The sequence below is a fragment of the Hyphomonas jannaschiana VP2 genome (assembly GCF_000685215.1).
Classification (GTDB): Bacteria; Pseudomonadota; Alphaproteobacteria; order Caulobacterales; family Hyphomonadaceae; genus Hyphomonas; species Hyphomonas jannaschiana.
In genome coordinates, this window is sequence record NZ_ARYJ01000005.1 from 165,890 (window position 1) to 178,317 (window position 12,428).

General features: G+C 60.1%; 14 protein-coding genes. 6 read left to right on the forward strand and 8 right to left on the reverse strand.

Annotation, left to right across the window (positions count from 1 at the left end):
• Positions 1-109: 109 nt before the first annotated feature.
• The 3 genes from HJA_RS09355 to HJA_RS09365 all read right to left on the reverse strand — a co-directional run bounded on the left by HJA_RS09355 (position 110) and on the right by HJA_RS09365 (position 2,548).
• Positions 110-637 (reverse strand): Smr/MutS family protein, encoded by a 528-nt coding sequence (locus tag HJA_RS09355; RefSeq protein ID WP_035581358.1) that lies wholly within the window; start codon positions 635-637, stop codon positions 110-112.
• Between the two features lie 9 nt (positions 638-646).
• Positions 647-1,708 (reverse strand): murein transglycosylase A, encoded by a 1,062-nt coding sequence (gene mltA / locus HJA_RS09360; RefSeq protein ID WP_241764335.1) that lies wholly within the window; start codon positions 1,706-1,708, stop codon positions 647-649.
• Between the two features lie 231 nt (positions 1,709-1,939).
• The gene (locus tag HJA_RS09365) at positions 1,940-2,548 is read right to left on the reverse strand and encodes a Tim44/TimA family putative adaptor protein (RefSeq protein WP_035581363.1); all 609 of its coding nucleotides are present in this window, start codon (positions 2,546-2,548) and stop codon (positions 1,940-1,942) included.
• Between the two features lie 132 nt (positions 2,549-2,680).
• Here HJA_RS09365 and secB point away from each other — a divergent pair, with 132 nt between their 5' ends.
• Complete coding sequence (gene secB / locus HJA_RS09370) at positions 2,681-3,193, forward strand: protein-export chaperone SecB (RefSeq protein ID WP_035581364.1); 513 nt, start codon at positions 2,681-2,683, stop codon at positions 3,191-3,193.
• On the opposite strand, the gene dnaQ is transcribed toward secB, so the two are convergent.
• The 5 genes from dnaQ to HJA_RS09395 are packed head-to-tail and all read right to left on the reverse strand — an operon-like array spanning position 3,181 to position 6,731.
• Complete coding sequence (gene dnaQ / locus HJA_RS09375) at positions 3,181-3,873, reverse strand: DNA polymerase III subunit epsilon (protein ID WP_051597576.1); 693 nt, start codon at positions 3,871-3,873, stop codon at positions 3,181-3,183. The genes secB and dnaQ overlap by 13 nt on opposite strands.
• 5 nt (positions 3,874-3,878) lie before the next feature.
• Positions 3,879-4,487, reverse strand: coding sequence for a dephospho-CoA kinase (gene coaE / locus HJA_RS09380; protein WP_035581368.1), 609 nt, complete (start codon positions 4,485-4,487; stop codon positions 3,879-3,881).
• On the reverse strand, positions 4,484-5,299 hold the full coding sequence (aroE, locus tag HJA_RS09385; RefSeq protein ID WP_051597549.1) for a shikimate dehydrogenase: 816 nt from the start codon (positions 5,297-5,299) through the stop codon (positions 4,484-4,486). Before aroE ends, coaE begins: the two co-directional genes overlap by 4 nt.
• Complete coding sequence (locus HJA_RS09390; protein WP_035581370.1) at positions 5,296-5,892, reverse strand: Maf family protein; 597 nt, start codon at positions 5,890-5,892, stop codon at positions 5,296-5,298. Before HJA_RS09390 ends, aroE begins: the two co-directional genes overlap by 4 nt.
• The gene (locus HJA_RS09395) at positions 5,889-6,731 is read right to left on the reverse strand and encodes a pyruvate, water dikinase regulatory protein (protein ID WP_035581371.1); all 843 of its coding nucleotides are present in this window, start codon (positions 6,729-6,731) and stop codon (positions 5,889-5,891) included. The genes HJA_RS09390 and HJA_RS09395 overlap by 4 nt, the downstream gene beginning before the upstream one ends.
• A gap of 341 nt (positions 6,732-7,072) precedes the next feature.
• On the opposite strand from HJA_RS09395, the gene hemE reads away from it, so the two are divergent.
• The 5 genes from hemE to mnmE all read left to right on the forward strand — a co-directional run bounded on the left by hemE (position 7,073) and on the right by mnmE (position 12,415).
• Complete coding sequence (gene hemE / locus HJA_RS09400) at positions 7,073-8,110, forward strand: uroporphyrinogen decarboxylase (protein WP_035581373.1); 1,038 nt, start codon at positions 7,073-7,075, stop codon at positions 8,108-8,110.
• A gap of 2 nt (positions 8,111-8,112) precedes the next feature.
• Positions 8,113-9,183 carry a ferrochelatase gene (gene hemH, locus HJA_RS09405; protein ID WP_035581375.1) on the forward strand — a complete coding sequence of 357 codons (1,071 nt, stop codon included), beginning with the start codon at positions 8,113-8,115 and terminating at the stop codon, positions 9,181-9,183.
• 14 nt (positions 9,184-9,197) lie between these two features.
• The gene (locus tag HJA_RS09410) at positions 9,198-9,626 is read left to right on the forward strand and encodes a CopD family protein (RefSeq protein ID WP_035581377.1); all 429 of its coding nucleotides are present in this window, start codon (positions 9,198-9,200) and stop codon (positions 9,624-9,626) included.
• A 157-nt stretch (positions 9,627-9,783) separates the two neighbouring features.
• Positions 9,784-11,073 (forward strand): transcription termination factor Rho, encoded by a 1,290-nt coding sequence (gene rho / locus HJA_RS09415; protein ID WP_321439451.1) that lies wholly within the window; start codon positions 9,784-9,786, stop codon positions 11,071-11,073.
• Between the two features lie 16 nt (positions 11,074-11,089).
• Positions 11,090-12,415: a tRNA uridine-5-carboxymethylaminomethyl(34) synthesis GTPase MnmE gene (gene mnmE / locus HJA_RS09420; RefSeq protein ID WP_035581379.1), complete on the forward strand. Its 1,326-nt coding sequence runs from the start codon at positions 11,090-11,092 to the stop codon at positions 12,413-12,415.
• Positions 12,416-12,428: the final 13 nt, after the last annotated feature.

The window sequence follows — 12,428 nt, forward strand, 5'->3', positions numbered from 1 at the left end:
CAGGCGGAGCGCCACGGCGCCCGCTGCGCTGTGGCCCTCTTCGAGGGGTCAGAACGTTCTGTAACCGGATGGCCAGGGCCAGTCCGGGTTAAGGTGCTGGCGGAAAGCTTCAGCCGCTGGTTCTCAGGAAAACATACCAGGCGCCGGAGCCGCCATGGCGCGGATGGGCTTCGGAATAGCCGGAGACCAGCGCGCGGGCGGCCGGCATCTCCAGCCAGCGCAGGAAATTCCGGCGGAGCACACCTTCCCCGCCCTTCCCTTTGCCGGTGATGATCAACACGCAGCGCGCGCCTTCTGCCTGTTTGCGCTTCAGGAAGTCCGGCAACGCCGCATCCGCGCTGATCTGCGTGTGGCCATGCAGGTCGAACCGGCCCGCCAGTTCCAGCTTGCCCCGGCGCACGCGTTTCTCATTGGCCCGGTTCTGCGGCGGTGCCGGCGTTTTTGAGGGTTTGGGAACAGGCACGTGTGGCGCGGGGGCAGCCGGTTTTCCCTTACCGTGGCGGAGGACCGGCTCGCCATGTTCGAGCGCGTCGATGAACGTCTCTATCTCTTCCGTCTTCGGACCGATGGGCTTTACCGTCCGCGCAACGCGGGCCCAGGCGCGGGCTTCGTCGGGAGTGAGACGTCGGTGGCTCATGTCCGCCCCTTACGGTGCAGGCGGCGCCATGTCGAGACCGGCATACCCCTCGTTCCGAATCCGGGCGGCTACAGCGCGCGGGAGGAAAACCCACAGCCGTCCAGGCGCATTCATCGTTCCAGCCCGCTCGCCTGCTTGAGGCCCTGTCCCGAAATAAATATCCCCGCGTACCGCACCCTTGATGGCGCCGCCGGTGTCCTGAGCGACCAGCAATCCGGACCAGTCACCGCCCAGCCCCGGCGCTGTGGTCTGAACAAACATCGGCACGCCAAGGGGATGAAGACTGGTGTCCACAGCCATGGAACCCAGCGGCGTCAACGGAACGCCTTCCGCACCAGCTGGCCCGAGTGAGGGATCGCCTTCCACCTCGGCATTAAAGAAGACAAAGCGGGGATTCTGATTCATCGCCATCCGGGTTTCAGCCGGACCCGCCCGGTTCATCCAGGCACGGATACCCTGCATGCTCGCCTCCCCGCGGGTAATGCGCCCGGTACGGATCAGCCAATTGGCTGTCGATACGAATTTGTGGCCATTATGGGCGGCGTAGACGGCCCGCATGGTCGTTCCATCCGGAAAGGTCAGCCGGCCGGAGCCCTGGATCTGCAGGAAGAACACATCCGCCGGATGCGCATAGGCAATTGCCTGAACGCCCGATGTCGTGATCTGGGCCCGTGCGGGATAGGGCCGGGTTGTGCCGTTCGGAAGGCGCTGAAGGGGTTTGCCATTGTTGGGGATCAGGTCTGCCGGCAAAGCCGGGACTGGCTCCGTAAAGGGCGGGGTTGGCGTGCGGCGCGCTTCATAGGTCGGTTCGAAATAGCCGGTGAATTTCCGCGAGCCGTCCGGCGGAACCACCTCGACCGGCACGAACACCTGCTCCATCAAGGCGCGGGCATCTTCATCGCTGCGCGCGGCCGAGAGTGCGCCGCAGGGTTCTGCCCAGTCCTCGACGCGGCCGGCCCAGGGCGCTGCCGACGAAAGCGGGGCAGTGATTTCAAGCGCCGAGAATTTCTCGCACGACCGCTTGAACGCACTGACCGCCGCTTCAAGTCTGACGGAAGACCAGTTCGGCAAATCTGAAAATTCCGCCAGTGTTTCCCAGGCGGGCAGTTTCGGTGGAGCCGCCGGAGGCAGCGGTTGCAGTACTTCAGGGCCAGTAGGCTGAATGACTTTGATGGGTGCGGGCTGGGACTGGCAAGCGGCCAGCAGAAGCAGAAGGACAAACGAACGAAAGCGCGACCACATGCACGCTTTATGGCGTGCTTCCCGTGGAAGTGTCACCCGGAAATGTTTTCAGATCAGGCGCTAATTGGCGACTTCGACGTCGTCGAGAATCCAGTTCGGATCATCTGCACGGACATTGCGCATGAAGGTCCAGATTTCCTTGGCCGTACGCACCATCTCCCCATCGCCGAGTTCCGCTTCATAGCGGACGGCAACGCGCGCAATGTCCCCATCCAGATCAGCGCTTTCGATTTCGGCTTTTCGGATTCTGAGCAGTTCGAAGGCGGGCTGATCCGGTTCGCGGGCTGCAATCGCTGCATCCCAGGCCTCATAGACATCATCGTCCAGCATGGGGCGAAGCTTGTCTCGGTCGCCGCGGGCGAAGGCAGAAACGATGATTTCATAGGCTGCGCGGGCGCCTCTCATGAAATCAGGCGTGCTGAAGCTGCGATCAGCATTGTAAATTTCTTCCAGCCCGCCAGCGGCCGGACCGGTAAAGATCGGCTTGTCGGCATGGGCCATGGCCTCGTCGCGCGGTTTGGCCTTGTTGGTCGCATCATCGCCAGCTGTCGCCGGAGTCGGGCGGCTGACAGGGTTGTCATTGTCGCCCTTGCCGAGCGCGAAATACAGGCGCGACAGGACAAACAGCGCAACAGCTGCCAGGATCATGACTTCCATCACGGGGTCCATTGGTGGTGGCGTGTCCTTGCGTTCGTGTTCACTCAGCCCCCAAGATAGGGCCGACAAGCCGGAAGTGCCAGTGATCATTGCGCGTTAAGGGGCCGCATGCTAGCGCCCGCCGGGTAGAGTTGGGAGGTAGACATGACCGATACAAGTGCCCCGCAGGCACCAAATGAAGGCCAGAACGGCGCGACCCCGGCGGGTCTGCGCGTCCTCGGCCAGTATGTGAAGGATCTTTCCTTCGAAAATCCGGGACACACGCCTGTTCAGTCCCAGCCAAATATCGATCTTGGCATCGATGTCGGCGCAACACCGCATGCCGATGGCAACGGGATTTACGAAGTGTCCCTGAAGCTGTCCGCCAAGGCCGTTTCAGACGGAACCGTGCTGTTCATCACCGAACTGGACTATGCTGGCCTGTTCCAGCTGCAGAACGTACCGCAAGCGCAGCTTGAACCGCTGCTGCTGATTGAATGCCCGCGCCTGCTGTTCCCGTTTGCCCGCCGCATCGTGGCGGAGATCACGCGCGAAGGCGGTTTCCCGCCGCTGCTGATCGACCCGGTGGATTTTGTGCAACTTTACCAGCAGCAATACCGGCGGGCGCAGGAAGCTGCTGCCGCCTCCGGCCAGACGCCGCCGGTTCAGGACGCGTAACGCTTCCAGAAAGCCTCATCACCAAGGCCGCTCACGAAGGCTTCGTGGGCGGCCTTTTCGTCTTCGGTCAGACGGGAACCAAGCGGTTTCGGCCGCTGGCGCGCCGGCATGATTTCTTCGACGACTTCCGTTTCCACCACCGTCTCGAACGAGAAGGCCCGGGCCCGGCCACCCAGAAGCTCAAGATAGACCGCTGCCAGAAGCTGGCTGTCGAGCAGAGCGCCGTGGAATGTCCGGCTTTCCAGCGAAATGTCGAACCGTTTACACAAGGCATCGAGGCTGGCCGGCGCACCCGGAAATTTGCGGCGGGCCATGGCTGCTGTATCGACCCAGCGTTCATCCGGTATCGGGGCGCGTCCGCACCGGCCGAGTTCCATGTTCAGGAAGGACCGGTCGAAGCCCGCATTGTGAGCGACCAGCGTGGCATCCCCAATAAACTCCAGAAAAGCATCAATGACTTCCGGTGCTTCGAAAGGCGGCGCGTCTTTCAGGTCGTCATCCGTGATGCCGGTGATGCGGACGGTGTCGGCAGACACTTGCCGGCCAGGATTTATCAGCGTCCGGAACGTGCGGCCTGACGGGATGTGATTGATCATCTCCACCGCGCCGAGCTCGATGATGCGATCGCCCTCTTCCGGTCTGAGGCCCGTGGTCTCGGTATCGAAAGCAATCTCGCGGATCTGGCTCATGCATTATCCCCTGCGGCCTTGCGATTCATCAGGGCCACTATGGCGCGAACATGGTCGCGTGCAAACTCAAACCCATGCGCAGTCGACAGGATAAAGTCCGCTTTCGCCCGCTTTTCTGCATCCGGCACCTGACGGGCGAGGATGGCCTTGAAGGTCTCCTCAGTGACACCAGGTCTGGACAGCACGCGCTGGCGTTGCACGTCCGGCGGTGCGCTAACCACCAGGACATAGTCGCAATAGCCGGACCCGCCGGTTTCATACAGGAGCGGAATATCCAGCACCGCAAAGGTTGCACCGGATTTGCGTGCCGCTTCCCGGAAGTCTTGCTGGGCGGCGCCAGCCAGCGGATGGACGATGCCTTCAAGCTGCTTCATGGCGGCTGCATCGTTCAGGACACGTTCGCGGAGACGCGTGCGGTCGATGGCACCATCCACTTTGACACCGGGAAATGCTGCTTCGACGGGATCCACAGCTGCGCCGCCCTTTTCATAGAGCTGATGCACGGCTGCATCCGCATCATACACAGGCACGCCCTCGTCCCGGAACAGGGTGGCAGTTGCAGATTTTCCCATGCCGATGGAACCCGTCAGGCCAAGGATAATCACGTTGTGGCCTCCACGAGTTTACGGCAATGAGCGAGCGCGTCCTTCGTATCCGGTAAAACACCGAACCAGTGTTCGAAACTGTACGCCGCCTGCGCAACCAGCATGCCGAGTCCGTCCATCGGTTGCCAGTCCTTCTTCAGGGCTTCCTCGCGGATCGCCGCAGCAGGCTTTCCATAGGAAATGTCGTAGAAGTACTGACCCGTTGCCTGTGGCAGTTCCAGACTCTCACCGGAATGTCCGAGGCTGAGCGTGTTGATCACCACATCTGCCGTTGCGGCTTCAGAAATGCCCTGTTTGAGGGAACAGATTACAGCGGTGATCCCCGTTTCGGCAACGAGGGCTTTTGCTCTTTCCTCGGTGCGGTTGGCGATGGTGATTTCCGCGCGGAGGTCCATCAGGCTGACGGCTACGGCGCGCGCGGACCCTCCGGCTCCCAGTAGGGTGACGCGGCTACCGGCGACTTCGATTCCTGCGTCCAGCAAGCTGCGAACAAAGCCTGGCGCATCGGTATTTTCAGCGCGCCAGCCCCCCTGCTCCCGGCGGACCAGTGTATTTGCAGCTCCAATGCGGCGGGCGATGTCGCTGCTCTCCTCTGCCAGGGACAGCGCGTCTTCCTTGTGCGGAAGAGTAATGTTGAAACCAAGTGCATCGCGCTCTGACAATGTTTCAAGCGCGTTCTCAAGACCGCCCCGCTCAACCTGGAGGGCTTCATATGTTGCATCGAAGCCATGCTCACGGATCCACATCTTGTGGATCACGGGGGACAGCGAATGCGATACCGGATCGCCGATGACGCCTAGCAGCCAGGTCATGATGGCAGAACTCCCCGGATGCGGAAGTAGTCCAGCAATGGCAACAAAGGCAGGCCGAGGATAGAGAAATAATCCCCCTCGATCTTGTTGAAAAGCTGCGCACCCAGTCCTTCCAATTGATAGGCGCCGACTGTCGAGAGCAGCGGATCCCCGACTTGCTCGACGTATTGTTCGATAAAGTCTTCGCTGAGCGGACGCATGGTCAGTTTTGGACGCGCCAGGTGACGCCAGACCGGCTCGCCGTTTTCACAGACGACGATGGCCGTTTCCAGAGTGTGCGCCTTGCCGGACAATTTGCGCAAATGATCCCGCGCGCCCTCCAGGTCTTTCGGTTTGTCGAACGCCTCGTCACCAAGGGCCAGCATCTGGTCGCCGCCGATCACAAGGCCCGGCCGGCGCTGTGAAATCTTGACCGCTTTCAGCTCAGCCAGGCGCATGGCCTGATCCCGCACCGGCAGGCCTTCAGCGCGCAGGCCCGCTTTCATGGCATCTTCATCGACATTCGGGCGCACAGCTTCCGCTTCCACCCCTGCTGATGTCAGCAAGCGTCGCCGGCTTTCGCTGCCGGAAGCAAGGATCACGTTTAGAGTCATATGTGTCCCCGGCGTTCGTTGAGCAGGTTGAGGATGGCAGCTGCCGTTTCCTCGACAGAGCGTCGGGAGACATCAATCGTGCGCCACTTGTTTCGCTGGAACAGGCGGTTGGCCTGTGTGACCTCATCGCGCACAGCATCCTCGTCGGCATAGATTGTGTGCTCATCCTGGTTCAGGGAAATCAGGCGCGCGCGGCGGATCTGGACCAGCCGTTCGGCGCTGATCTTGAGGCCTACAATCATCGGGCCCTTATCGCCCATTTTCTCGATATGCGGCGGCAGCGGCACACCCGGGACGAGCGGGATGTTCCCGGCACGAACTTTCCGGTTGGCGAGATATACACAGGTCGGCGTCTTCGATGTGCGGCTGACACCCAGCAAAATAACATCGGCCCCGGTCAGGCTTTCGACATTCTGCCCGTCATCATGGGCGAGCGTGAAATTGATCGCTTCCATCCGCTCGAAATAATCATCGTCCAGCGCATGCTGGCCTGCGACTTTCTGGTTAGCAGAAATGCCAAGGTGGCGGCTGAGCATGGCAATGGATGCGTCCAGCACGGGCAGTGTCGGAATGCCCTTCTCACGGCAAAAGGATTCCAGCCTGCCGCGCAGGGCTTCGTCGGAAATCGTGTACCAGACAACACCTGGCGCAGCCTCGATTTCCCGCATCACCCGTTCCAGCTGGCGTTCAGAGCGGACCAAGTAATAATTGTGCTCCAGTGCCTGCACATTTTCGAACTGGGCGCAGGCAGCGCGCTGGATGGCGTTCAGCGTCTCCCCTGTCGAATCCGACACAAGGTGAACGTTGAAATAGATGCTGGGGCGAAGGGACCGAGTCATGGTCTCACTGTGTTGCCGAGGTTCGGCGATTTCACAAGACCTGTGACTCGCCTGTGGATAGCGCTTTTTGTCCCGCTGGAATCACAAAAATCCCACAGGCAGAGGAATCCGACTCCGCGGAATCACCTTCCGTTCCATCTTGTGACTCCAGCAAGACCATTTACGTTTGGTTAACTATTGAATCCCGGGCGTTAAGACCCGCTTAACCCTGTCCGCCAACCTGTGACTCCTGTGTGGAATTCTCTGGACAAATCCGCACATCACCCTTTTTCCCAAGGACTCACTGTCTAATAGTCATAAGCGCCCTGACGGGCTTGTTTTTTGTTTTTGGGAAAATTGCCATGGGCGCCGATGGATCGAAAAAACTGCTTAAGGTTCTCGGTGGTGAGCGCCTTGAAAGGCCTCCGGTATGGATGATGCGCCAGGCTGGGCGCCATCTTCCCGAATATCTCGAGCTTCGGTCCCGGGCCAAGAACTTCCTAGATTTCTGCTACACACCCTCCATGGCAGCTGAAGCGACGCTTCAGCCTGTCCGGCGGTATGGCATGGATGGGGCTATTCTCTTTGCAGACATCCTGCTGGTGCTCGATGCGATGGGTCTGGACGTCAAATTTGAAAAAGGTGTCGGCCCGCTGGTGGAACAGGTTTCAGGACCGGCCGATCTGGACCGCGTGCCGGCCGTTAAAGCTGCTGACAGACTGTCTCCGGTTTATGAAACTGTTTCACGGGTGCGCGAAGGCTTGCCAGCGGAAACCACACTGATTGGATTTGCCGGATCGCCCTGGACAGTCAGCCTGTATGCCATCGAAGGGCGCGGAAAGACGGACAAGTCCGATGCCTGGCGCTGGGCTCATGGCCGGCCGGAAGATCTTGCCGCTGTCATGGACAAGGTCAGCGAGGCGACGGTGGAATATCTTGCCCGTCAGGTTGAGGCAGGTGCCGAAGCGCTCATGCTGTTCGACAGCTGGGCCGAAGGCCTTCCGGACAATATCTTCCGCGAAGTCATCATCGCGCCGACGCAGAAACTTGTTGCCGGTCTTCGCGCGAGGGGCGTGACTGTTCCCGTCATCGGATTCCCGCGGGGCGCCGGTGTCATGCTGGAACCGTATGCAAAGGAAACCGGCGTGACCGCAGTCGGGCTCGATACGGCAGCAGTTCCCTCGTTTGTAAATTCGGTTCTGCCGCCGGATATGCCGGTTCAGGGTCATCTCGACCCGCTGCTGCTGATAGAAGGCGGGCCGCGGATGGAAGCGCGTGTGCGGGAATTGATGGCTGCCTATTCCGGCCGTCCCCATATCTTCAATCTCGGCCATGGCATCCGACCGGAGACGCCAATCGTAAATGTCGAGCGCGTTCTGAAGATTCTGCGGGAAGGTTGAGTATGGGCCGGAAGGTTGCCGTTGTGCTGTTCAATCTGGGTGGACCGGATAAGGCGGAGTCCGTCCGGCCGTTCCTGAAAAACCTGTTCCGCGATCCGGCGATTATCACAGCACCCCTGCCAATCCGCTGGTTCCTGGCGCGGCTGATTTCGCGGACCCGGGCACCGAGTGTCATCAAGAATTACGCGATGATGGATGCGGGCGGCGGGTCTCCCCTGTTGCCGGAAACGGAGCAACAGGCTGAAGCGCTTCAGGCGGAGCTGTCGAAACGTTTGCCGGATGATGAGGTGCGCTGCTTCATTGCCATGCGCTACTGGCACCCCTTTACCGAACAGGCCGCAAAGGATGTGAAAGCTTGGGGCGCGGACGAAGTTATCCTGTTGCCGCTCTACCCTCAGTTTTCCACGACAACGACGGGGTCTTCTCTGACCGCCTGGAAAAAGGCCTACAAGGAACCAGTCCGCACCATTTGCTGCTATCCCTTCGAGGAAAGCTTCGTCTCGGCCCATGTCGACCGGATCATGCAGGCCTGGAAAAAAGCAGGCCAGCCGGAAAACGTGTCTTTGCTACTGTCGGCGCATGGCCTGCCGGAAAAAATCGTCAAGGATGGCGATCCGTATCAATGGCAATGCGAGACCATGGCAGAGATGATCACAGGCCGCGTGCCGCGCGACTGGGAAGTCACCGCCTGTTACCAGTCCCGCGTTGGTCCGTTGAAATGGATCGGCCCGCCAACCGAAGAAGTGATCGCGGAGAAATCCAAAGAGGGTAAGAATATCCTGATCGCGCCGATCGCTTTCGTGTCGGAGCATATCGAAACCCTGGTCGAACTTGGTGAAGAGTACCGCCTCGTTGCCGAAGAACATGGTGCGGCAAGCTACACGCGTGTCGAAGCGCTTGGCATTCATCCGGAATTTATTTCGATGTTGGCAAATGAAACCATCGAAGCGCTTGGCATGAAAACGCCGATGCGTTCGTGTGGAGGTGACCGGCTCTGCCCACACGAGTTCAGCGGATGTCCGCACAAACAGCCGGTCAGAAAAGCCGGCCAGGCAATCAATCCGCAATCCTGAGGAACTTCGGCGAGATGCTCTATAACTGGATCAAGGCTGCGCATGTGATCTTCGTCATCGCCACGATGTCGAGTTTGATGATCTATCCGCGTTACAAGATCCACCAACTGGCAAGTCAGCCGGGCGAGCCCCTGTTCGAGACGATGAAGTCCGCGGCTAACAAGCTGCGCCTGATCGTGATGAATCCGTCCATCATCCTGATCTGGGTATTTGGCGGGCTGATGCTGTGGATGAACCCATCCCTGCTGTCTGAGCCCTGGATGCATGTGAAGCTGCTCTTCGTGACGCTCATCACTGCCATGCACGGTTATTATGTCTATGTCGGCAAGCGCATTGACCGGGGCACGTCGAAGGTGTCTGCGCGTACCCTGCGGATGCTGAATGAAGTGCCGTTCCTGATGATGATTGTCGTTGTCATCATGGTTCTGGTCCGGCCGTTCTGAACGGGCTGGTTGCGCGGGAACTCTTGACGAACAAGGCCTTGTGAGCTCATAAGCCTCGCAATCCGGTGCACAGTCCTTGTGCCTTGCGACGCGTTTTCGTTGCCCGGGCCTCCCAAAACCCGTCTCCCGCAGACCCCTACAATTGGAATCCATCGGCATGGCCTCTTCGATGCTCGACAACGTCACCAGCGTGACTCTTCGCGAACTCAAAGCGAAGTCCCCGGAAGAGCTGCTCGCATACGCAGAAGAACTGGAAGTCGAAAACGCCTCCTCGATGCGGACGCAGGACATGCTGTTCGCGATCCTGAAGGAGCTGGCCGATAGCGAAGTGGAGATTACCGGCCAGGGCGTGCTGGAAGTTCTGACGGACGGCTTCGGTTTCCTGCGTTCGCCGGAATCCAACTACCTGCCCGGCCCGGACGACATCTATGTCAGCCCGGAAGTCCTGAAAAAGGGCAACATCCGCACAGGCGATACGGTGGAAGGCCCAATCATCGCGCCGCAGGATAATGAGCGTTACTTCGCCCTGACCGACGTTTCGCGGATCAATTTCGAAGAGCCGGACAAGGCGAACAAGAAAGTCCATTTCGACAACCTCACGCCGCTTTATCCGGAAGAGCGCCTGCGCATGGAAAGTCAGGACCCGACCCGGAAAGACCGTTCCGGCCGCGTCATCGACATTGTGGCTCCGATCGGCAAAGGCCAGCGTGCCCTGATCGTCGCCCCCCCGCGGACGGGTAAAACCGTGCTGCTGCAGAACATCGCCTCAGCCATCGAAGAGAACCATCCGGAATGCTACCTGATCGTTCTCTTGATCGATGAACGTCCGGAAGAAGTGACGGACATGCGCCGGACGGTGAAGGGCGAAGTTGTTGCTTCCACCTTTGACGAACCGGCGACGCGTCACGTTCAGGTCGCCGAAATGGTGATCGAGAAAGCAAAACGCCTTGTCGAGCACAAGCGCGACGTGGTCATCCTGCTCGACTCGATCACGCGCCTTGGCCGTGCCTACAACACGACGGTCCCCTCCTCCGGCAAAGTTCTGACCGGTGGTGTGGATGCCAACGCCCTGCAGCGCCCGAAGCGTTTCTTCGGTGCCGCGCGGAACGTCGAGAACGGCGGCTCGCTGACCATCGTCGCCACGGCCCTGATCGATACCGGCAGCCGGATGGACGAAGTCATCTTCGAGGAATTCAAAGGCACCGGTAACTCCGAAGTCGTGCTCGACCGGAAGATCGCCGACAAACGGACTTTCCCGGCCATCGACATCATGAAGTCCGGTACGCGGAAAGAAGAACTCATCACGCCACAGGATCAGCTGTCCAAGATCTACATCCTGCGCCGCATCCTGGGACCGATGGGGACGAACGATGCCATCGACTTCCTGATCGACAAGCTGCGCCAGACGAAGACAAACGATGAATTCTTCGAAGCGATGAAGAACTGACGGAAGGCGCGAGGCCATGAGCGAGCGCGATACAATCTGCGCCCTCGCTTCGGGCCAGCCCCCGGCTGCAATTTGCATCCTGCGTTTGTCAGGTGATCGCGTCTGGAAGATCGCCGGCGCCTTGCTCGAATGTGGCCTGCCGGAACCGCGCCACGCGACGCTCACTAAATTCCGGGATGATGACGGGGACCTGATTGATGAGGGCCTCGCCCTCTTCATGCCGGGGCCGCATTCCTACACAGGGGAAGACACGCTGGAGCTCTACCTCCATGGCGGCCCAGCTGTGATCAAACACTCACTAGATACGCTGACACGGCATCCCGGCGTGCGTCTTGCTGAGCCCGGAGAGTTCACGCGCCGGGCTTTCGAAGCCGGCAAGCTGGATCTGACTGAGGCGGAAGGTGTCGCCGATATTATCGAAGCTGAGACCGAGGCGCAAAAAGCCCAGGCTCTGCGCCAGCTGACCGGCGGCCTCACGGAAACCTATGACCGCTGGCGCGCGGAGCTGACAGGCGTGTTGGCGCTGATCGAGGTCATGGTCGATTTTCCGGATGAGGGCGACACACCCGAGGATACGATCAGGCCAATCCTCAACAAGCTGGATCTGATTATCGCGGAGCTGGAAGACGCGCTTGGCGATCGGGGTATCGGTGAAAAGATCCGGGATGGATTCCGTGTCGCGATTGTCGGCCCACCAAATGCCGGCAAGTCTTCCCTGCTGAATCGGATCGCCCGCCGGGAAGCCGCGATCGTAACTGACATTGCCGGCACGACCCGGGATGTTGTTGAGGTCCGGCTTGTGCTGGGCGGCCAGGTTGTCTGGCTGGCAGATACGGCGGGTCTGCGGGAAACAGCTGACGTGGTGGAAGCTGAAGGCGTGCGCCGGGCGGAGCGTGCTGCGCGCGAAGCAGACCTTCGCATTCACGTGATTGATGGCGCCAATCCGGAACCGCCGGCCGGGCCAGTGGATCAACAGGACATTGTGGTCTTCAATAAGGCCGACCAAAGACCGGCTGCTCTGGCACCGGATGGCGCCCTGCCCGTCTCGGCTGCGACCGGTGAGGGTGTCGACACACTGGAGTCCTGGATTGGAAGTTTCATCTCCCAGCGCGCGGCTTCCGTGGAAGCCCCGGTCATCACGCGCGCGCGACACCGTGAAAAGCTGAGCGCGGGCCTCGCAAGTCTGATACAGGCGCGTCAGCTGCTGGAAGATGACATCGGCGCTGAACTGGCAGCGGAGGATGTCCGCATGGCATTGCGCCAGCTTGGGGCCGTGATTGGCACAGTGGGTGTTGAAGATATATTGGGCGCTGTCTTCTCCCAGTTCTGTATCGGCAAATGACCCCTAGGGTTTA